This window comes from Halorarum halophilum, assembly GCF_013401515.1.
Classification (GTDB): Archaea; Halobacteriota; Halobacteria; order Halobacteriales; family Haloferacaceae; genus Halorarum; species Halorarum halophilum.
Genome location: NZ_CP058529.1, coordinates 332986 through 351585, shown reverse-complemented (window position 1 = coordinate 351585; position 18600 = coordinate 332986). Strand labels below are relative to the sequence as shown.

The following is an 18600-nucleotide window of genomic DNA, read 5'->3' as shown; positions in this document are numbered from 1 at the left end:
GACGTAAACCCTATCGACAGACCAATATGCGAGTTCCACGAATGCACGGCCATATGAGTGCCGTCGGCATCGACGCCATCGAGATCTGGACGGGGAAGCTCGAGCTGGACCTGCCGAACACCTTCGCGCCGGCGAAGAACGAGGATCCCGAGAAGTACACGAAGGGGCTCGGCCTCCAGACCTCCTCGTTCCCGGATACGTACGAGGACATCGTGACGATGGGGGCGAACGCGGCCAAGCGCCTGATGGACCGGAAGGACCTGATGCCGGACGACATCGGGCGCATCGACGTCGCCACCGAGTCCGCCTTCGACAACTCCAAGCCCGTCTCGACGTACATCGCGGGCTGTCTCGAGCGGGTCCACGACGGCGACTTCCACCACGCCAACAAGGGCGAGCGGAAGTTCGCGTGCGTCTCCGGCACCCAGTCCATCGACGACGCCTACAACTGGATCCGTGCGGGGCGACACCGCGGCCGGTCGGCGCTCGTCATCGCGACCGACACGGCGCTGTACGCCCGCGGCGACCCCGGCGAGGCGACCCAGGGGGCCGGCGCGGTGGCGATGCTCATCTCCGAGGACCCGAGCCTCGTCGAACTCTCGAACGAGCAGGGGTACGGCTCGGCCGACGAGACCGACTTCCTCAAGCCGAACCAGCAGTTCCCCAGCGTCGACGGGAAGCGGTCGATGCAGGTGTACCTCGCACGCATGCGCGAGGCCGTGGAGGACTTCGAGTCCGTCGCCTGGGACATGCAGCCTGAGGACTTCGCGTACATCCCGTTCCACACGCCGTTCCCGGGGATGGTCCGGAAGGCCGGCCTGCTCGGCTACCGCCACACCATCCGCGACACGGAGGTCGAGGACGAACTCGCCGAGCAGATCGGCCGCCAGCCCCGCGAGGCGGAGTACGACGACTGGGAGGCCTACGAGGAGGCGATCCGGGCCTATATGGACCAGTTGAAGGACACCGACGAGTACCTCGACTGGTACGACCGCGTCATCGAGCCGACCCTCGACATCTCGCGACGGGTGGGCAACTGGTACACCGGCTCGGTTCACGTCGCTCGCGCGTCCGCGCTCAAGCACGCGCTGGAGACCGACCGCTCGCTCGCCGGCGAGAAGCTCCTCATCGGTTCCTACGGCTCGGGCGCGCAGGCCGAGATCCACGCGGAGACGGTGCAGGACGGCTGGCGGGAGGAGATCGAGGCGCTCTCCATCGACGAGCAGCTCGAGCGCCGCTACGACATCAGCTACGAGGAGTACGAGAAGGTCCACGACGCGCACAACCACGACATGGACCGCGAGGTCGAGGAGTTCACCCAGCCAGAGGGCGAGTTCGTCCACGCCGGCTGGGGCCGGATGAACGAGCGGAAGTACGAGTACGTCGAGTAGTCGTCGGCTGAAGTCGGACTAAGTTTCGGTCTGTGCTTTGGGGGTCTAATGATAGGTATGCTAGTCGGGTCTGTTCTCTTTCTGGAAGCAGGGTCAGGTTCGGGGGAGGCAGATTCAGTAATTAGACCTGCGTAAACAGCAACGAGAGTCGGTCGAGTAGAACTCTACGGCTTGGAGATCTATCGCATTTATCCTCAAATTCTAATCAACTTAATCTGTAAGGAGGAGTGTTAATGTTGTATGCCGGAGTTGACCGAACCGGAACTCAATCGAAGGGAGCGATGGACGCGAGAACTTCTCATGCTTCTCCCTAGTGAATATGGAGATCCTGCTGACCGAAGCGAAGAGAAGGTAACGATTGTCAGATCGATTCTCGCCAAGCAATACGTGGAACACACAAATTTAGGCGTGGTATGGAAAACAGCGTTAATGTTACTTGTGTATGACTGGCTATTTACCCTCTCTTCACAGGTATATGGACTTACTCTTGGGGCTCTCGGCAGTTTAGCATTAGCGTTGCCGAATTTGTACACCCCTGAAATTCTGGCTGAGGACACCTTCGACAAGACGGATACAGTAATGGCAGAAATTGAGTCTAAGGCAGAACTTTCAGTTAGGACTAATATAGGTGTAGCCGGACTCGCTGTTGGATTCGTCTGGCAGATATTAGCAATTTCAGGACCAATACCGGGAGAGTTGATCACTCAAAATCATCTAAAGGGGGTTATCCCGACTTGGCTTGGATTCATTATCATCCTAACTCTCGGATTCCTTATCTTGGGCAGTGGAGTTTCTAACATCCGTGGACGAACATAATCTCGACGACCATCTGTATACAGTCCCTGAGCTCTCCTTGGGTTTCACAAAACCAGACGTATGCGGCCCTCACTGCTGGAAGTAGATCAAAAACGGTACAAACGGCCGTGGCCGAGGCGCGAAAAGCCCCCGGCCGTTCGACCGCTCCGGGGCTCGCTGTGCTCCTCGTCTCGCTCCCTTCAGTCGCTCGCCTGCGGTGCTTGCTTCGTCATCGGAAATCTCGGATTTCCGATTGGCTCACGAGAGCCGCGCTCTCGTGAACGCCCGGGAGGGTTCGAGCGCCCGGCCACTTTCATTCCCGCCCAAACCACACCACGCCCTCCCCAACCGATTCGCTCCCTCGCTCCGCTCGGTCACTCATCCCTCGCGCGCGTCCGGCTGGCACAGAGGCCAGCCGGCACGCGCCAACCGCGGAGTTCCACGACGACCTCGTGTGGAACCCATAAACGTCCTCAGCACGAATCTCGCGTATGACCGAAGCCACCTCCACCCCGAAGCCGAGGCGGGTCGACGCTCGCGAGTTCCCCGACGCGCTCGCCGAGCACGACGTCGTCCTCGTCGACTTCTACACGAAGGGCTGTACGCTCTGTCAGAGCGTCGAGCCTGTGTTGGGTAACGTCGCCCGCGCGACCGGCGTCCCCGTCCTGCTCGTCAATCCGAAGGACGACCCCTCGCTCGTCGAGGAGCACGCCATCCGATCCGTCCCGACGCTCGCGCTGTTCCGCGACGACGAGGAGGTCGGGCGGATCGCCGACGGCTTCGTCGGCGCCGAACGGCTGGTCGAGTTCGTCGAGGAACACAGGTAACGAGCGTCGGTTCGGTCCGCCGACCGACGAGCGCCGGAACCGACTACAGCCGACGGAGTTCGTCCAGCGACTCCTCGAGGGGGGCCGTCGACACCGCCAGCGAGAAGCCGTCCACCTTCGCGAGGTCGGCTGCGTGGTCCCACAGCGCCTCCTCGTCCAGCCCGTGCAGGATGACAGCGTTCGGCGTCGGCGTGACGACGCGCAGGGCGACCAGTGGCGACTCGCCCCGGGTGACGCCTGTGAACACCAGCGCGCGGTCGGTCGACTGGCCGTACAGCCGGTAGAACTCCTCGCTGGAGAGGGAGGTGATCGCCTGGATACTGTTGATGACTGTGTGCCCGTTCACCGTGTCGCGGTCGCCGGCGACGATCTCCGTCGCGTCGAGCGCCTCGTACACGCGGCTCGTCGGCAGCGCGGTCGGGTACTCGCGGATGTCGCGCACGATGTCGGACTCGAAGCCCGCCGAGACCACCCGTGCGTACTGCCTGATCCGCCCCCCGCCGCGCCCCTCGTCGATGTCGAGCAGCGCGTTCACGACCCGCGAGACGAGACCGATGCCGGGTGACTCCCGGCGCCCGCTCTCGTAGTCGGAGACGACCGAGGAGGAGACCCCCATCGAGTCGGCCAGCGCCGTCTGGGAGACGCCGAAGTCGGTCCGCCACTTCCGGAGCGTCGCGCCCGGGTCCTCCGAGAGGGCGATCTCCCCGGCGATCCGCCGTGCGAGCTGCGCCCGCGGGGCGTCGCTCTCGCCCCCTCCCGCGTTCATGCCCGCCGGTCCGGGGACCGATCGGATAAGGGTATCGGAGCCGGGGAAAACGCCTTGCACCTGGACGCCCACGGGCGGGTGTGCCGTCCACCCTCGTCCACGTCGCGCTCGGCGGCCTGCTCGCCGCCGCGCTCCTCCCCGACCGGTACGCGACGCGCGGGGCGATCGCGGTCGTCCTCCTCACCGCGGCGCTCCCGGACGCCGACTCGTTCGTCTCGCCGTTCCTCGGCGGCGCCCACCGCTCGCTCGGCCACAACCTCCTCCTGCCGACGCTCGCGGGGCTGGCGCTCGCGTACGACCTCCGCGTCCGCGACAGGTCGCTGCTCCGCGCCCGCTTTGGACCGGGAAGCGGGTCAGTCGCATGGACCGCGCTCGGGGCCTTCGTCGTCGCCGGCGTCGGCCTCGACCTCGTCACCAACGGCGCGAACCTCCTCTGGCCGGTCCACGACCAGTTCTACACGGTCGACGGCGACGTGCTCGTGTCGAGCGAACGCGGGGTCGTCCATACGTTCGTCGACCTCTCTCCCGCCGAACCACAACCGGCCAGGACGACGCGGAACCTCCACTACAGCACGGGCGTCGACCCGTCGCTGTCCCCCGGCGCCGAGTCCCGTCACGTCGAGCGCGTGTTCCCGGTGGTGAACGGCGGCTGGCAGCTACTCCTCGTCGCGGCCGGTGGACTGGCCTCGGCACTCAAGCTCCGGAGGGGTCCCGGCGCCATCGAGTGAACGACAGGGATCCATGACGGGAACCGCGCCAACGACGGTTGGAGCCGGCAGCGGGGACTGACACCGGGGGATTGAATCCCGTCGACGCGTTCGGACGGCCATGGACGTTCGACCCTTCGAGGACGACGACGCGGCGGCGCTGTGGGAGCTGAAGCGCGGGTTCGAGACTGGGCTCGGGGAGGGAACCGGCGGCGACGGGAAGGCCGCTACATACGAGGCGAAGCTCACCGACGAGTACCGGGCGCGCTGGCTCTCGTGGGTGAAGCGGTGCGTCGCGGAGGACGCGGACGCCGTGTCGGTCGCAGTGGAAGCGGCCGACGACGGCGAGGACCTCGTCGGCTACGCGTTCGTCCTCCCGGAGTCGCTCGCGTTCGTCTGGGACGCGGCCGTGCTGAACGAGATCTTCGTCCGTCCCGACCGCCGCGGGACGGGCGTCGCGGACGACCTGATGGCCGCCGCGCTCGACGCCGCGCGAGCGCAGGACCTCCCGCTGGACAGGATGGTGCTGGACGTGGACCGGGAGAACGAGCGGGCGGGGGCCTTCTACGAACGGTTCGGGTTCACCCACTGGGGCGAGATGCTCGCCCGGGAGCTCTGAGGTCAGTCGATCAGCGAACCGACGGCCCCGCCGACGGCGCCGAAGACGGCCGGGTAGACGACCCCAGCGAGCAGCGTGGCGGTCACGTAGTCGGGGTGGACGCTCCCGCCGTCCCCCGTGCCGTACGCGAAGACGAACGCGCCGACGACCGCGAGCAGGAGGTACGCCGGGACGACCGCGAGGCCGGCGAGCGCGCCGTCGCTCGCGTCGCGGGCGGACGAGACTACCGAGACCGCTAGACCGGCGAGCAGGAGGAGGAGCGGCGGGACGACGTACAGCAGCGCGAGGTTACCGCCGTCGGCACTCGCGACGAAGTTCTCCGTGCGGGTACCGCCGAACCCCGGGACGAGCACGTCGACGTAGTGCGCGTTGTAGAAGTACCAGCCGACGCCGGTCCAGGCGGGGATGGGGTCACCCCCGAGCAGTTCCACCAGGAAGTTGATGCTGCTCAGTCGCTCGCGGACCGCGTCGGACTGCCACACGTAGGTGACGAGGTACCCCAGGACGTACGCGGCCACGCCGGCGACGACGCCGGCGCCGAACGGGATCCGATCGGTGACTCCCCCTGTAGCGCTCATGGCCCGAGGTTCCGCGCCGGAATCATATCCTTTCAGACTTCTCGGGGGCGATGACAACGAGCCGCAACCGTCTTGCCGGGTCCGTCCGCAGGCCCGGGTATGCTTCTGCGGGAACTGACGCTGGTGGACCGGGACGGGGTTCGACGTGGGGATCTCCGCGTCGCCGACGGTGAACTGGTCGCCGTCGGCGACCTCGACCCGCGTGACGACGAGGTGGTCGCCGATCTCGCCGGGAAGTTCGCACTGCCCGGTCTCGTCGACGCGCACGTCCACTTCTCGCTGTCGGGCGAGCGGACCGTCGACGACGTGGTCGACATGACCGACGCGGAACTCGCGCTGGTCGAGGCGCGGAACGCGCGGAAGACGCTCGAGGCGGGCGTCACCGGCGTCCGCGCGATGGGCGCGCGCGACATCGACGTACAGTTGCGCGACCGGGTGGCCGCCGGCGACGTTCCCGGGCCGCGGGCGGTCGCGAACTGTCGATCCATCACGGCGACCGGCGGCCACGGTCACCACCTGGGCAGGGAGATCACCGGGCCGAACGACGCCCGTCGCGCGGTCCGCGAGCAGGCGAAACTGGGTGCGGAGTTCATCAAGTTCATGGTCACCGGCGGGGTGACGACCCCCGGGACGGACCCGGACGAGGTCGCGCTCACCGACGACGAACTCGACGCGCTGGTCGACGAGGCACACCGCCGCGGGATGCACACTTCGACGCACGCCCACGGCGCAGCCGGCGTGACGGCCGCGGTCCAGGCCGGCGTGGACACGGTCGAACACGGGACGTTCCTCGACGAGGAGGCGATCGAGGTCATGCTCGCCGAGGACGTGACGCTCGTGCCCACGCTCTCGGCGCCGTACCACATCGTCCGCAACGTGGACGCCGCGACCGCCGACGTCCGGCGGAAGACCGAACACGTGTACGAACGCCACATCGAGTCGTTCCGCCGCGCGGTCGAGGCTGGCGTCCGCGTCGCCGGCGGGACGGACGCCGGGACGCCGTTCAACATGCACGGCGCGAACGCCGCCGAGATCGAGTTCATGAGCGAGTACGGGATGTCGCCGCTCGAGGCCATCGAGGCCATGACGGCGACCGCGGCGGAGGTCGTCGGTCTCGAGGGGCAGGGGACACTGGAGGCGGGAACCCACGCAGACCTCCTGCTCTGCGACGCCGATCCGACGTCGGACCCGACCGCGCTGAACGACCCCGCGCTCGTGCTGAAGGGCGGCGAGGTCGTCGGAGGGTCCGATCGCGAGTCGCGGACGGCGTTCGAGCGTGCGGGTGCCTCCGGGTCCGCGACCGCGAGGGCCGTTCGGTCGGGACTCGACTGACCGGGAACCGGCTACCCCCGGACGCGACCGGCGAATCGATGACCGACGGACCGTGGTTACCCGTCTAGTTCCTCGACGAACTCCGCGACCCCCTCGTCGCCGACGACGCCACGCCACTCCTCCTCGGTCACCGAGAACCGGACGACGTCCCGCGGGTCGTCTCCGTCGGGGGCGATGTGGTTCCGAAAGCAGCCCTCGCGGCGGCCGCCCATGCGGTCGACGTACTTCTCGACGGCACGGACCGACTTCTCGTTATTCGGGAACACCTCGGCGGCGAGGAGGTCGAGGTCGAGCCTGCGGAAGACGAGGTCCGCGAACGCGAGCGCCCGCTCGCCGGAGTAACCCCGGCCCCAGAACGGCTTCCGGAGCCAGATCCCGAGCGTCCCCGTTAGCGTGTCCCAGTCGATCCCCACGCCGGTGTTGCCGGCGAACTCGCCAGCGCCCTCCTCTCCCTCCCGCGGAAAGACCGCGTAGGTAGCGCTCTCGTGCGCCTCCCACTGATCCCGGAACCCCTGGAGGACGTCGTGGGACTCCTTCGGGTGTCGGTGGGGGTTCCACGACAGGTACTCACACTCCTCGTCGACGGTGTCGCTCCTGCCGCCGCCGGTCCGTTCGTAGAGTTCGAGCGCGTCGACGGCGGCATCGTGTCGGTCGAACCGGAGGCGGTCGGTCAGGATCCGCTCGGGGAACATACCACGAGGGTGACGGTAGGGTACAAAAGCCCTTCCTCGGGTGTGCTACTGCGGTCCGCGGTCCCCCAACCGCTTTTACCACGAACGGCACCCGCCACCGGACCGCCTCGGCGGAAGGGGTACACGACCGCTCCGGAATTTAAGTAGGCATACCCCATAGCGCGAGGTGAACTATGTCCAACCTCGTTCTCTACGAACTGGAGGGGTGTCCGTACTGCGCGAAGGTGAAGAACAAGCTCGCCGAACTCGACCTGGACTACGAGTCCGAGATGGTCCCCCGGTCGCACGCAGAACGGACGGAGGTCGAGGCGGTCAGCGGCCAGACGGGCGTGCCGGTGCTCGTCGACGAGGAGAACGGCGTCGAGGGGATGGCCGAGAGCGACGATATCGTCGCGTACCTGGAGAAGCAGTACGGCTCCGGGAACGCGGCGTAGAACCACAGCCGGGACGCCGTTCGAGCACACCCTACGCGGGAACGTCGAGTGCTACGGCGCCGGAACCCTGACGTCTAGCCCGAGGTCACGCTCCCGGGCCGTTTCGAGCAGGCCGTCGACGAACGCGGTCTTCTCCCGCGAGTACTCGTCCATGTCGTCGTAGTCCGCCGCCAATCGACGTTTCAACGACTCGTACTCGGCGCGGACTGCCGGGTCGGCGCGGAGCACCTCGCGAGTGACGACGCTGCGGCGCCACCCGTCCGCGGACCGGGCGAAAACGTGGTCGTTGAACCGCTGGCCCTCCACCGCGCGGAACACCGGATGCCACGCGTCGCTGTTCTCGTGCCTGTCGCCGCCGAGTTCCGAAACCATGGCACTCGAGACGTCCGGGACCGCCTCCTCCGCGACGACCACGTCCAGATCGATGATGTCCTTCGCCGCGAGGCCGGGGACGGCGGTCGAACCGACATGCTCGATACGGACGACCGCTCCGTCGAGGCCTCGCTCGGCCAGCGCGTCCTCGACGCGCTCGCTCTCCTCTCGAAACCGGTCGCGCCACTCGTCGTGAATCGACGAGACCAGTTCGATGTCGTCCGCGTACGGATCGACCATGAGCGGGGCTGGCGGTGGTGGCACTTCAACGTCGGGTCGCCGTGCGACCGATTGACGAGGAACGGTGACGGAAGGAACGTCGTGAGCGGTCAGACCCCGCGGCCGTAGTCGTCAGGCTTCCTGTGGTTCGTCCGAGCGTTCGCGGATGAGCTCGCGGACCCGCGCGGGGTCGTCGGTCTCCGCGAGTTCGTCGACCGAGACGATAGCGGTGCCGTCGAGCGATTCCCGCTTCGAGCGCTCCTCGGTGAAGTAGACGGCGCGAGTTCGGGTGACCCTGCCGAGCGAGGCCATCAGCTTCGCGCGCTTGGCCGCCGTCTTGGTGAACGACGAGTGGCCGGTGAGGAGCGTGAACGCCACGTCCGTGTCGTCGGTGTCCTCGCTCACGGCCTTGAACGGCGCCCGCTGGGTCGGGTGGACGAGGAACCCCGCCCGGGAGAGCACCGCGTGGACGTGCTCGTCGTCGGGGTCCGCCTGCGGCGGCTCCGGCGTCGGCTCAGCCTCCCTGACCTCCTCTGCGCCCTCGAGCACCCGAACCGGGTCCGAGAACGGGCGGTCGAACAGGTCCTCGAGCTGGACGGCCACCTCGACGGAGGCGTTCATCCCGTCCTCGTACTTCGCGACCGTGCGGCGGGAGACGCCGAGTTCGTCCGCCAGCTGGCCGAGGCTCCAGCCGCGCTCCTGCCGCTCGTCGGCCACGAGGTCGCCGTCGATGTTGACGTACAGCCCGCCCGGCGCCGCGTAGATGAGCGGCGGCGCCTCCTCGACGAGCAGGTCGTACAGCGTGTCGGGGTGGATTGCGGGGACGCCGTGACGGAAGTACACCACGCCGGGCTTGATGTCTTCGTCGCGGGTCCGCAGGCCGACCACCAGCGGCGTGCCCGACAGGTAGTGGCCGAGCCGGCGCATCTCCGCGCCGGTCGGCCCGTCGAAGGCGTCGACGTTGCCGAGCACCTTCAACAGCAGCAGATCCTCGCCGCGCCGCGCGGCGAGGTCGAAGCTCTTCGGTCGAACGGCACAGCGGTCGCTGACGAGGAAGCCCGCGTCGTCGAGCATCGCGGTCACGTTCCCGACCAGCGCCGTCCGGGACATGATAGAAGGTAAGCGAACGCATGCATATATGGGTTGCGCCGGGTGGCAGACTCCCCCCGACGCCCTCTGGTGTTCCCGATTCGGGATACGACACGCCTATATACGAGCGGTCGACGCGAAAGCCACATTTCCGACCGCCACGTCCCCTCGCCCGTGACGGTCATCGGCCTCGACGATACTGACTCCCGCACGGCGGGGATGTGCAGCACGTACCTCGCCGCGCTCGTCGCCGAAGCCGTCGCGGACGCCGGCGGGACGGTAGACCGCCACGTACTGGTCCGACTGAACCCCGCCGTCGAACACAAGACACGCGGCAACGCCGCGCTCGCGGTTCACACCGACCTCGACGCCGACCGGTCCTTCGACGTCGCCGCCGACCTCGTCGCGGAGTACGCCGTCGGCGACGACGCCCGGACCAGCCCCGGGCTCGTCGTCGCCGACGCGGACCCGAACGCAGTTCCGGACGCCGTCGCCGACTTCGCAGCCGAGGCGGTCCGCGAGTTCCACTCGCTCGACGACGCGCTCCGTCTCGCAGACGACGCCGGCTTCCGGCATGCCGGCTGGGGTGCCGAGACCGAGGACGGGGCGCCGGGACGCGGGCGGATCGGGGCGCTCGCGGCGGTCGGCGCGTGGTGCGCCTGGACGCGCGACGACGCCGACCCGACCTACGAGCTGATCAGCTACCGCGAGTTCGACCGGTGCGGCACGCCGCGCGACATCGACGAGGCGTCGGTGTTCGCCGCCGCCGACGCCGAGTACCCCGGCGCCTGGGACACCGTGGATCGAGGGACGGGCCAGGCGGTCTGCGTGCCGAACGCGCCCGGACCCATCCTCCACGGCGTCCGGGGCGACGACAGGGACGCGGTCCGACGCGTCGCGGAGCACATCGACTCGGAACCCGTCGATCGGACCGCGCTCTTCCACACCAACCAGGGCACCGACGCCCACCTCGCGGACGCCGTGCTGGCCGAATTGCGCGACGGTGCCGGCTACCGCGTGACCGGCCAGGTCGTCACGGAGCCCGAGACCAGACAGGGCGGCCACGTCTTCCTCGCGCTCGGCGACGGCGACCGCGAACTGGACTGCGTCGCCTTCGCGCCCACCGGCCGGTTCCGGGACCGCGTTCGGGCCCTCCGGACCGGTGACCGGATCACGGCCTGCGGGGAGGTCGACCGGGGGACGATGAAGCTCGAGAAGTTCGCCGTTCGATCGCTCGTCGAGACCGAACTCGTCGTGCCGGCCTGCCCTGGGTGCGGTCGTTCGATGGAGTCGGCCGGTGCGGACCAGGGGTACCGCTGCCGCCGCTGCGACACGGCCGAACCCGGGAAGGTGGAGCGGGAGCTGGACAGGAGCCTCGAACGCGGGTGGTACGAGGTGCCCCCGACCGCGCGCCGCCACGTCGCGAAGCCGCTCGTCCGGGGCGGGTTCGACGCGCCGACCCACCCCGAGCGCTAGTCGAACCGGCCGCTCGCGTCCCGGACCGCGTTCCGGTCGATCGGGGCGACTCCGGCCTCGGTTCCGGCGAACCACTCGGGCGCGGCGAACCGGGCGTCGCTCACCTCCTGGCGGGCGGCTGGTTCGCCGGTCGTGTCCGCGCGGGCGACGACGTACCGCACCGCGACGAGTCCCCTCCCACCGCGAGCGACGTGGTCAGTGCGGAACAGTTCGAGGTCGTCGGGGTCGACCCCGACGCCGGTCTCCTCCTCCAGTTCGCGGGCCGCGCCGACGTCGGGCGGTTCGTCGTACTCGATGTTCCCGCCGGGGATCCCCCACGTTCCGAAATCGGGCTCCGTCGCGCGCTCGACCAGTAGCACTCGGTCGGCGTCGACGACGGCGATCCCCGCGACGGGCCGGCTGTTCTGCCAGACGATGCGGTCGCAGTCCGGGCAGTACCGGCGGTCGCGACCCTCGACCTCGGCGCGACCGAGTTCGGCGCCACACAGCGGACAGTGGGTTCCGGGTACCGTGATCATCAATCAGTTCTTCAGCCCGCTCCCGGTCAGCGGCACGACCACGTCGTCGTCCGGGGCGAGAACCCCCCGCTCCCGGTACTCGAGTAGCGCCGCTGGCGCGACCGCGGACGTGGGTTCGGTGTAGAAGCCGGCGGCGTGCAGGCGGTCGAGTTCCCGCTCGACCGGGGCGGACTCCAGCGCGATCGCGTCGCCGTCGGTGTCGGCGATCGCGTCGAGGATCTCGGCCCGCCGGACCGGCTCGTCGATCTGGATCCCGTCGGCCGCGTCGTTGTCCCCGTCGACCGCGTCGTCGCCGTGGAGTTCGGCAGCGATGGGCGCGTAGCCGGCCGCCTGCGCGCCGAGGAGCCGCGGCACCGAGTCGGTCCAGCCCGCCTCCTCCAGCGCGCGAAACCCCCGGTAGGCGCCGAGGAACAGCGTGCCGTGTCCGAGTGGCAGAACGACGGCGTCCGGGACCGTCCAGTCGCGCTGGAGCGCGGTCTCGTAGGCGAACGTCGCCGTGCCCGCGAAGAACGCAGGATTCCACGCATGGCTCGCGTACCAGCCGTCACCGTCCCGGACGGCCTCGATACAGACGTCCGTCGTCGCCCGTCGCGGCCCCTCGACGGTCACCGGGGTCGCCCCGGCCCGGCGGATGGCGCGGAGTTTCGCGTCCTTCACGGAGGCTGGAACGTAGATGTCGGCGTCGATACCGGCCCGCGCGGCATACGTCGCGACGGCGGCGCCGGCGTTCCCCGACGAGTCCTCGACCACCTTCCCGACGCCGAGGTCGGCCGCGCGCGAGACGGTGACCGTGGCGCCGCGGTCCTTGAACGACCCCGTCGGGAAGACGTACTCGAGTTTGAACTCCGCGTCCCACTCGGACGCCTCGACGAGCGGCGTCATCCCCTCGCCGAGCGTCGCCTTCGGCGACTCGGGGACGAACTCCGCGAACGACCACAGGCCGTCCCGCGCGTCGAATTCGGCCGGGTCGGGCGCGGGAGAGTCCGGGAGCGGTCGCTCGGCGTACTCCAGCGGGTGGCCACACTCGCAACGCCAGCGGTCCGCGTACTCGGTTCCACAGTCGGGACAGCGGAGCGGCGGAGTGGTCATACTAGTGATGAGACCGGATGCGTTCATCGACTCACTCCTCGGCCTAAACGGTGCGGATTCCCACCGGGAGACGGGACCCCTTCCCGTGACGACGACACGCTTCGCCTCGGAATAGTTTCTCCAATACAGACATAATTGTTATAGCATCGGTGGAATACATCGAATGCAACGCCGAATCATGGGAGTAGGACGCGACGACCGTGACGAGGACGAGAGTATCGACGAGGAACTGACGCGGGCCGAGGAGGACCGGCAGAAACCGCGAATCGAGTTCTACGGCGGGAAGCGAATGAGCGCACTGCCGCTCGCGCTCTTCGTGGTGTGGGCAGTCGTCCAGAGCGGGGTCCTCAAGATCGGCGATACGACCGGTCTCGTCTCCGGGATGCTCTTCGCGCTCATCGTCGGGATGTTCTTCGTGAAGGGCGACTGGAAGCGGTACGCGAACACGATCTTCGAGGGGATGACCCGGCGGGTCGCCGCGACGGCGATCGTCGCCTGGCTGTGGGCCGGGATGTTCGCCGACACCCTCCGGGCCGGCGGGTTCGTGAGCGGCCTCGTCTGGGCCGCGGACGCCCTCAGCATCGGCGCGGACCTGTTTCCGGCGGCCACGTTCCTCCTCGCCGCCCTGCTCGCGACCGGTATCGGGACCGGCTACGGGACGACCATCGCCTTCACGACCCTCTTCTTCCCCACGGGGGTTCTCATCGGGGCGAACCCGGTCCTCCTGTTCGGGGCGATCCTCTCGGGGGCGGTCTTCGGCGACAACCTCGCGCCGGTGAGCGACACGACCATCGTCAGCGCCGTCACCCAGGACTCCGACATTGGGGGCGTCGTAGCCTCCCGGTTCAAGTACGCGAGCGTCGCGGCCGTGTTCGCCCTCGCGGCCTACGTCGTGGCCGGTCACATGATGGGGAGCCCGTTCGACGTCAGTCAGGGCCAGGACATCCTGGTCCAGAACAGCAACCCGCTCGGACTCGTCCACCTGCTGGGGATCGGCGTCGTCATCGTCACCGCGATCAGTGGCCGCCACATCGTCGAGGCGATCTCCTGGGGGATCATCACGACGTTCGTCCTCAACGTCGTCTTCGGGCTGGCAGCGGTGAGCGACATGATCGTCTTCCGGGCGCCGGAGAACTCGGAGCTCGCGCAGTCGCTGGCGTTCCTGCCGTTCGTCCAGCTGGTGGTCCCCGACGAGGCGGCCGTCAGCGGTAGCCTCTACGAGGGGGCGTTGAGCTTCTTCCCGCTGATCGTCCTCACCCTGCTTATCGTCGCGGGCGCACAGATCATGATCCGCGGCGGCGGGTTCGATGCGATTCAGGAGTGGCTGCTCGCCAGGGTGGCGACCAACGTCCGCCGGGCCGAGACGACGATGGTGCTCGGCACGGCGTCAGTGAACGCCATGATCACGATCAACACCGCCGCCGAGATCGCGATCGCGCCCTACGTCGCCAGGATCGGCCAGCGGTTCAACATCAACGGCTATCGACGGGCGAACATCCTCGACGCCAACACCGCCGCGCTCGGGTACATCTTCCCGTGGGGCGGTGGCGTCCTCGCCGGCTACGCCGCGATGACGGGGCTCCCGGACCAGTACGACTGGTTCACCCAGGCGATGCTCGTCAACCCGGCGGAGGTGTGGCCCTTCGTCTTCCACGGGTGGCTGCTCTTCGCGGTCTTCCTGCTCTCGGCGCTGACCGGGTTCGGCCTCGAGTACATCACCGACCGCGAGTCCGGGGAGGTGGCCCGCGTATGAGCCGCCTGAGTGCCTTCCTCGAGGGGTGGTCGTTCCGGACGAACAAGCCGACGTACAGTGCGGGCGAGGAGATCACGGCGTTCGTCACCGGCTACGAGAACGGCGCCGGCATCGTCCGGATCGGCGACACGATCATCCGCCTGGACGCCGTGACGCCCGATCTCGTCGACACGAAGATCCGTCTCCGGATCGAGGAGTTCGACGAGAACGACCACGTCGGGACCGCGACCCTCCTCGAGGAACTCGGCGGCGGCGCGTTCTGAGTCACGGGGATCACGAGGAATTTTCCGAACACGACGACCGGGCGGGGAGGGCCCGAGAACGGCGCCCCTAGAACTCGTCGACGTCGGTGCCGACCGAGCAGACGTACTCGCCGGTCGCGACCTGCGGGAGGCGGCGCGTCCGCCAGAAGATCCCGTCCGCGTCGGCGGTCACGCGACCCTTCAGGGTCCCGAACGGGTCGGTCACCTCGAACAGGGTGTCGCCGACCGCGACGCGGTCGCCGAGGTCCTTCCGAAATCGCACCAGCCCGCCCGACGGGGAGCCGTACTGGTCGAAGCCGCTGGCGCGCGTCTGCTTCGAGAGGCCGACGTCGCCGTCGAGGAAACCGTAGAAGCGCAGGACGCGGAACAGCCCCTCCACGCCGAGTTCGATGCTTCCCTCGTCCCAGCCGACCGCACCGCCGAGCTCCGGATCGATCGTCGGGATGCCCTCGTCGGGGCCGACGCGGGCGAGCTGGCCGTCGGGGCCCTTCTGGTCGAGAACGTACCCGACGCCGAACGCCTTCGCGAGTTCGAGACAGTCGCGGTGGACCCCGTGACGCGGGCCGCAGCGTACCCGGACCTCGTCGATCATCCGGCTGGTCGACCCCTGGTGGAGGTCGACGATGAGGTCCGCCCGCTTGGCCGCGTTGAACGTCGCGGCGGCGATGCGCTCGGAGGAGGTGCCGTTCGCGTCGCCGGGGTACGCCCGGTTCATCTTCGTGTCGTCGATGGGGTTCCGGTGCTCGGCGACCTGGAACGCGTGGTAGTTCACGATGCCGACGACGAGGATCTCGCCCGTCAGTTCGGCCGGGTCGACCTGCGGGACGAACCGGTTGATAACGCCGAGTCCGTTCAGTTCGTCCCCGTCGCTGACAGCCTGCACGTAGAGCGTCTTCCCCTCCCCGGCGCCGTTGAGCACCGCGACCGGGAGTCCGACCGTCGTCCCGTCCCGGGTCTCGCCGACCTCGAGCCGCCCCGTGTCGAACTCGCCGGGGGCCGCGCTCGCGGTCCCGAGCGTGGTAGCCATTACTGCGCTCGTCACGCCCGCCCGCCTTTAGGGGTTCGGTCCGCGTGCGGTTTGCCGCCCGCTGGCCGCCCCGAGCGGCGTCCGCCGCGACCGCCGGGATTCAAGCCGACGCCGACACCAGGTGTGCGCGATGGTAGACATCGACGACCGCGAGGAACGACTGGAACGGTTCCTCGCGGCGGAGGGATACGAGGCAGTGTGGTTCGCGCGCCCGAACGCGTTCGCGTGGGCGACCGGGGGGAAGAACTGGGTGAACGCCGCCGCCGACGTGGGCGACGCGGCGATCGGCTACCTCGGCGACGGCGAGTGGGCCGTCGTGACGAACAACATCGAGGCGGCGCGGCTCGCCGCGGAGGAACTCCCGGCGGAGCTCTCGATGAGCGTCGCGGCCGACGACTGGTACGAGGCGGAGCTGTCCGAGTCCGTCGCCGCGCGCTCGCCGACGCCCGCCGCCGCCGACTTCGACGTGCCCGGACTGGACCCCGTGGACCCGACGCGCCTGCGGCTTCGACTCGCCGAGGACGACGTTCGCCGGTACCGCGCCCTCGGGCAGGAGGCCGCGCTGGCGCTCGAGACGGTCTGCCGGGAACTGGAACCGGGCGACACCGAACACGAGGTGGCGGCGGGGCTCCGCATCTCGCTCGCGTCGCGGAACATCGACGCACCCGTCGTCCTCGTCGGCGGCGGGGAGCGGGCGCAGGAGTACCGCCACCCGACGCCGACCGACGCGGCGCTCGGGGAGTACGCGGTCGTCATCGTCACCGCCCGCCGCGGGGGTCTCCACGCCTCGCTGACGAGGACCGTCGCCTTCGACCCGCCGGAGTGGCTGACCGAGCGTCACGCGGCCGCACAGCGCGTCGAGACTCGTGCGCTCGCCGCGACGCGGGAGGCCGCCCGGGAGGACGGTACCGCCGGCGATGTGTTCGCGGAGATCCGGGACGCCTACGCGGCCGAGGGGTACGAGGGCGAGTGGCGCCACCACCACCAGGGTGGCGCGACCGGCTACGCGGGCCGGGAGTGGTTCGGCACCCCCGGGAGCGACGCGCCGGTGGTCCCGAACGCGGCGTACGCCTGGAACCCGACGGTCCAGGGGGCGAAGAGCGAGGACACGGCGCTGGTGACCGACGACGGCGTCGAGGTGCTGACCGCGACGGGACAGTGGCCGACCGACACCGTCGAGGTCGGCGGGCTCTCGATCGAGCGACCGGCGATCATGAACCCCTGACGGCCGAAGTCACGAACCCGGTCGCTGCCCAGGGATCGCCCGCGAATCGCCGAGACGTCGGTGACAAGCTTCATGGTCTGTTGGCGAGGGTTCACGACCATGTCGTGGTACGCAGTTGACGCCATCGACGACGCGTTGGACGCCACGAAGGCGTTCCTGTTCCCGTTCTCGCTCGGGCGCTGGGCCCGGCTCGCCCTCATCACGCTGTTCATCGGCGGCGGCGGGGGCGCGGGAGTGCAGAACACCTTCCAGTTCGCGAACTCGGCCGGCCAGTACACCGGCTCAGGCGGCGGGCCTGGCCGATCGAGCGGAGGGTCGTTCGCCCTGGCCCCGCTGTTCGGCGATGGGGGATCGCCGGCGTTGGGAACGCTCGCACAGGTCGGTCCGCCCGGTCCCGGTGGACTCCCGTTCGCGCTCGGCTTCGTCGGACTCCTCGCCGTCGCGGCGCTCTTGCTGCTCGTGCTGCTGTTCACCATCGCGACACCCGTCCTCCAGTTCGTCTTCGTCGAGGCCATCGCGACCGACGACGTCCGGGTCCGCGGACCGTTCAAGCGCAACTTCTGGAAGGGGATTCGGCTGCTCGTCTTCCAGATCGCCGTGTCCGTCGTGTTCGCGATACCCATCGTCGCCGTCGGTGCAGCCGCGTTCTTCTACGCCGAGGCCGGTCCGTCGTCGAACCTCAACGTCCCCCTGATCGTCGGAGCAGTGGTGCTGTTCATCCTCTGGGTGTTGCTGTTCGCGGTCGTGATGGGCCTCACGACGCAGTTCGTCGTCCCCGTGATGTGGGTCGACGATTCGGGCGTCCTGGCCGGCTGGTCGCGGGTCTGGTCGCTGGTCGCGAGCGAGAAGACCCAGACTGTGGTGTACCTCCTCATGCACCTGCTGGTCGGCATCGGCGTCTCCCTCGTCACCGGCCTCCTCACGCTGGTCGGACTGATTCCGGTGGGGATCGTCGCTGTCGCGGTCGGCCTCGCCGCTGGCGCCATCGTGGGCGGGACCGTGGCGACGAACCTCGGCGTCGGCGTGGGCGTGGTTGCTGGCCTCGCGGTCGGACTCCCGCTGTACTTCGTGTTCGTCTTCCTGCCGCTGAACGTGTTGACGCAGACGTACCTCCGGACGTACCAGCTGGCGTCGCTCGCCGGGTTCGACTCCCGGTACGATACGCTCGGCCCCTACAGAGAGGACGACGGCGACGGCGGGAACGCCACCGACGCCCCCGGCGGCGGCACCGGAGGCGGGGGCGTCGGCGGTCACGGTGACCGGTCGGGCGGCGACGCGAGCGGCGGTGACGGCTTCGACGAGTTCGTCCCGGCCGAGAACCTGGTCGACGACGACACCGACGACGACGGAACTGGGGGCGTGCGGGATAGCGGAACGGCGCCCGTGCACTGATGTTTGCTCGGTAGCTTTTTCATCGGTGCTGCGGAC

The 18600-nt window shown here is 68.8% G+C and carries 20 protein-coding genes; 12 read left to right on the top strand and 8 right to left on the bottom strand.

The window, feature by feature from the left end; translation table 11 throughout:
- Positions 1 to 53 precede the first annotated feature (53 nt).
- From hmgB to HUG10_RS01820, 3 genes are all read left to right on the top strand, one after another.
- The gene (gene hmgB, locus HUG10_RS01830; protein ID WP_179167931.1) at positions 54 to 1391 is read left to right on the top strand and encodes a hydroxymethylglutaryl-CoA synthase; all 1338 of its coding nucleotides are present in this window, start codon (positions 54 to 56) and stop codon (positions 1389 to 1391) included.
- A gap of 240 nt (positions 1392 to 1631) precedes the next feature.
- Positions 1632 to 2207, top strand: coding sequence for a hypothetical protein (locus HUG10_RS01825; protein ID WP_179167930.1), 576 nt, complete (start codon positions 1632 to 1634; stop codon positions 2205 to 2207).
- A gap of 461 nt (positions 2208 to 2668) precedes the next feature.
- Positions 2669 to 3013, top strand: coding sequence for a thioredoxin family protein (locus tag HUG10_RS01820; protein WP_394354998.1), 345 nt, complete (start codon positions 2669 to 2671; stop codon positions 3011 to 3013).
- Between the two features lie 43 nt (positions 3014 to 3056).
- Here the strand turns inward: HUG10_RS01820 and HUG10_RS01815 are convergent, their stop codons facing one another.
- Positions 3057 to 3779, bottom strand: coding sequence for a helix-turn-helix domain-containing protein (locus HUG10_RS01815; RefSeq protein WP_179167928.1), 723 nt, complete (start codon positions 3777 to 3779; stop codon positions 3057 to 3059).
- An 80-nt stretch (positions 3780 to 3859) separates the two neighbouring features.
- Between HUG10_RS01815 and HUG10_RS01810 the strand changes: the two genes are divergently transcribed.
- The gene (locus HUG10_RS01810; protein WP_179167927.1) at positions 3860 to 4507 is read left to right on the top strand and encodes a metal-dependent hydrolase; all 648 of its coding nucleotides are present in this window, start codon (positions 3860 to 3862) and stop codon (positions 4505 to 4507) included.
- 100 nt (positions 4508 to 4607) lie between these two features.
- Positions 4608 to 5105, top strand: coding sequence for a GNAT family N-acetyltransferase (locus HUG10_RS01805; RefSeq protein ID WP_179167926.1), 498 nt, complete (start codon positions 4608 to 4610; stop codon positions 5103 to 5105).
- Positions 5106 to 5107: 2 nt separating this feature from the next.
- On the opposite strand, the gene HUG10_RS01800 is transcribed toward HUG10_RS01805, so the two are convergent.
- Positions 5108 to 5683 (bottom strand): transporter, encoded by a 576-nt coding sequence (locus HUG10_RS01800; protein ID WP_246310200.1) that lies wholly within the window; start codon positions 5681 to 5683, stop codon positions 5108 to 5110.
- 99 nt (positions 5684 to 5782) lie between these two features.
- Between HUG10_RS01800 and HUG10_RS01795 the strand changes: the two genes are divergently transcribed.
- Complete coding sequence (locus tag HUG10_RS01795) at positions 5783 to 7015, top strand: metal-dependent hydrolase family protein (RefSeq protein ID WP_179167925.1); 1233 nt, start codon at positions 5783 to 5785, stop codon at positions 7013 to 7015.
- 56 nt (positions 7016 to 7071) lie between these two features.
- On the opposite strand, the gene HUG10_RS01790 is transcribed toward HUG10_RS01795, so the two are convergent.
- A complete protein-coding gene (locus HUG10_RS01790) occupies positions 7072 to 7707 on the bottom strand; it encodes a GNAT family N-acetyltransferase (protein ID WP_179167924.1) in 636 nt (211 codons plus the stop codon).
- A gap of 173 nt (positions 7708 to 7880) precedes the next feature.
- Here HUG10_RS01790 and HUG10_RS01785 point away from each other — a divergent pair, with 173 nt between their 5' ends.
- Positions 7881 to 8141: a glutathione S-transferase N-terminal domain-containing protein gene (locus HUG10_RS01785; protein WP_179167923.1), complete on the top strand. Its 261-nt coding sequence runs from the start codon at positions 7881 to 7883 to the stop codon at positions 8139 to 8141.
- A 51-nt stretch (positions 8142 to 8192) separates the two neighbouring features.
- Here HUG10_RS01785 and HUG10_RS01780 read toward each other — a convergent pair whose 3' ends face one another.
- Positions 8193 to 8753 (bottom strand): GrpB family protein, encoded by a 561-nt coding sequence (locus HUG10_RS01780; RefSeq protein ID WP_179167922.1) that lies wholly within the window; start codon positions 8751 to 8753, stop codon positions 8193 to 8195.
- Between the two features lie 111 nt (positions 8754 to 8864).
- Complete coding sequence (locus tag HUG10_RS01775; protein WP_179167921.1) at positions 8865 to 9842, bottom strand: transcriptional regulator; 978 nt, start codon at positions 9840 to 9842, stop codon at positions 8865 to 8867.
- A gap of 153 nt (positions 9843 to 9995) precedes the next feature.
- Here HUG10_RS01775 and HUG10_RS01770 point away from each other — a divergent pair, with 153 nt between their 5' ends.
- Positions 9996 to 11297 (top strand): tRNA(Ile)(2)-agmatinylcytidine synthase, encoded by a 1302-nt coding sequence (locus HUG10_RS01770; RefSeq protein ID WP_179167920.1) that lies wholly within the window; start codon positions 9996 to 9998, stop codon positions 11295 to 11297.
- Here HUG10_RS01770 and HUG10_RS01765 read toward each other — a convergent pair.
- Both HUG10_RS01765 and HUG10_RS01760 read right to left on the bottom strand, forming a co-directional pair.
- Positions 11294 to 11815 (bottom strand): NUDIX domain-containing protein, encoded by a 522-nt coding sequence (locus HUG10_RS01765; RefSeq protein WP_179167919.1) that lies wholly within the window; start codon positions 11813 to 11815, stop codon positions 11294 to 11296. The genes HUG10_RS01770 and HUG10_RS01765 overlap by 4 nt on opposite strands.
- A 3-nt stretch (positions 11816 to 11818) precedes the next feature.
- Positions 11819 to 12904: a pyridoxal-phosphate dependent enzyme gene (locus HUG10_RS01760; RefSeq protein ID WP_179167918.1), complete on the bottom strand. Its 1086-nt coding sequence runs from the start codon at positions 12902 to 12904 to the stop codon at positions 11819 to 11821.
- 178 nt (positions 12905 to 13082) lie between these two features.
- Between HUG10_RS01760 and HUG10_RS01755 the strand changes: the two genes are divergently transcribed.
- Together HUG10_RS01755 and HUG10_RS01750 are read left to right on the top strand one after the other, a co-directional pair.
- On the top strand, positions 13083 to 14657 hold the full coding sequence (locus HUG10_RS01755) for a Na+/H+ antiporter NhaC family protein (RefSeq protein ID WP_179170964.1): 1575 nt from the start codon (positions 13083 to 13085) through the stop codon (positions 14655 to 14657).
- Positions 14654 to 14920, top strand: coding sequence for a DUF7513 family protein (locus tag HUG10_RS01750; protein ID WP_179167917.1), 267 nt, complete (start codon positions 14654 to 14656; stop codon positions 14918 to 14920). The genes HUG10_RS01755 and HUG10_RS01750 overlap by 4 nt, the downstream gene beginning before the upstream one ends.
- Positions 14921 to 14987: 67 nt before the next feature.
- Here the strand turns inward: HUG10_RS01750 and HUG10_RS01745 are convergent, their stop codons facing one another.
- Positions 14988 to 15947, bottom strand: coding sequence for a succinylglutamate desuccinylase/aspartoacylase family protein (locus tag HUG10_RS01745; protein WP_179167916.1), 960 nt, complete (start codon positions 15945 to 15947; stop codon positions 14988 to 14990).
- Between the two features lie 130 nt (positions 15948 to 16077).
- Here HUG10_RS01745 and HUG10_RS01740 point away from each other — a divergent pair, with 130 nt between their 5' ends.
- Positions 16078 to 17172: a M24 family metallopeptidase gene (locus HUG10_RS01740; RefSeq protein ID WP_179167915.1), complete on the top strand. Its 1095-nt coding sequence runs from the start codon at positions 16078 to 16080 to the stop codon at positions 17170 to 17172.
- Between the two features lie 99 nt (positions 17173 to 17271).
- A complete protein-coding gene (locus tag HUG10_RS01735; protein WP_179167914.1) occupies positions 17272 to 18564 on the top strand; it encodes a DUF7544 domain-containing protein in 1293 nt (430 codons plus the stop codon).
- Positions 18565 to 18600 lie beyond the last annotated feature (36 nt).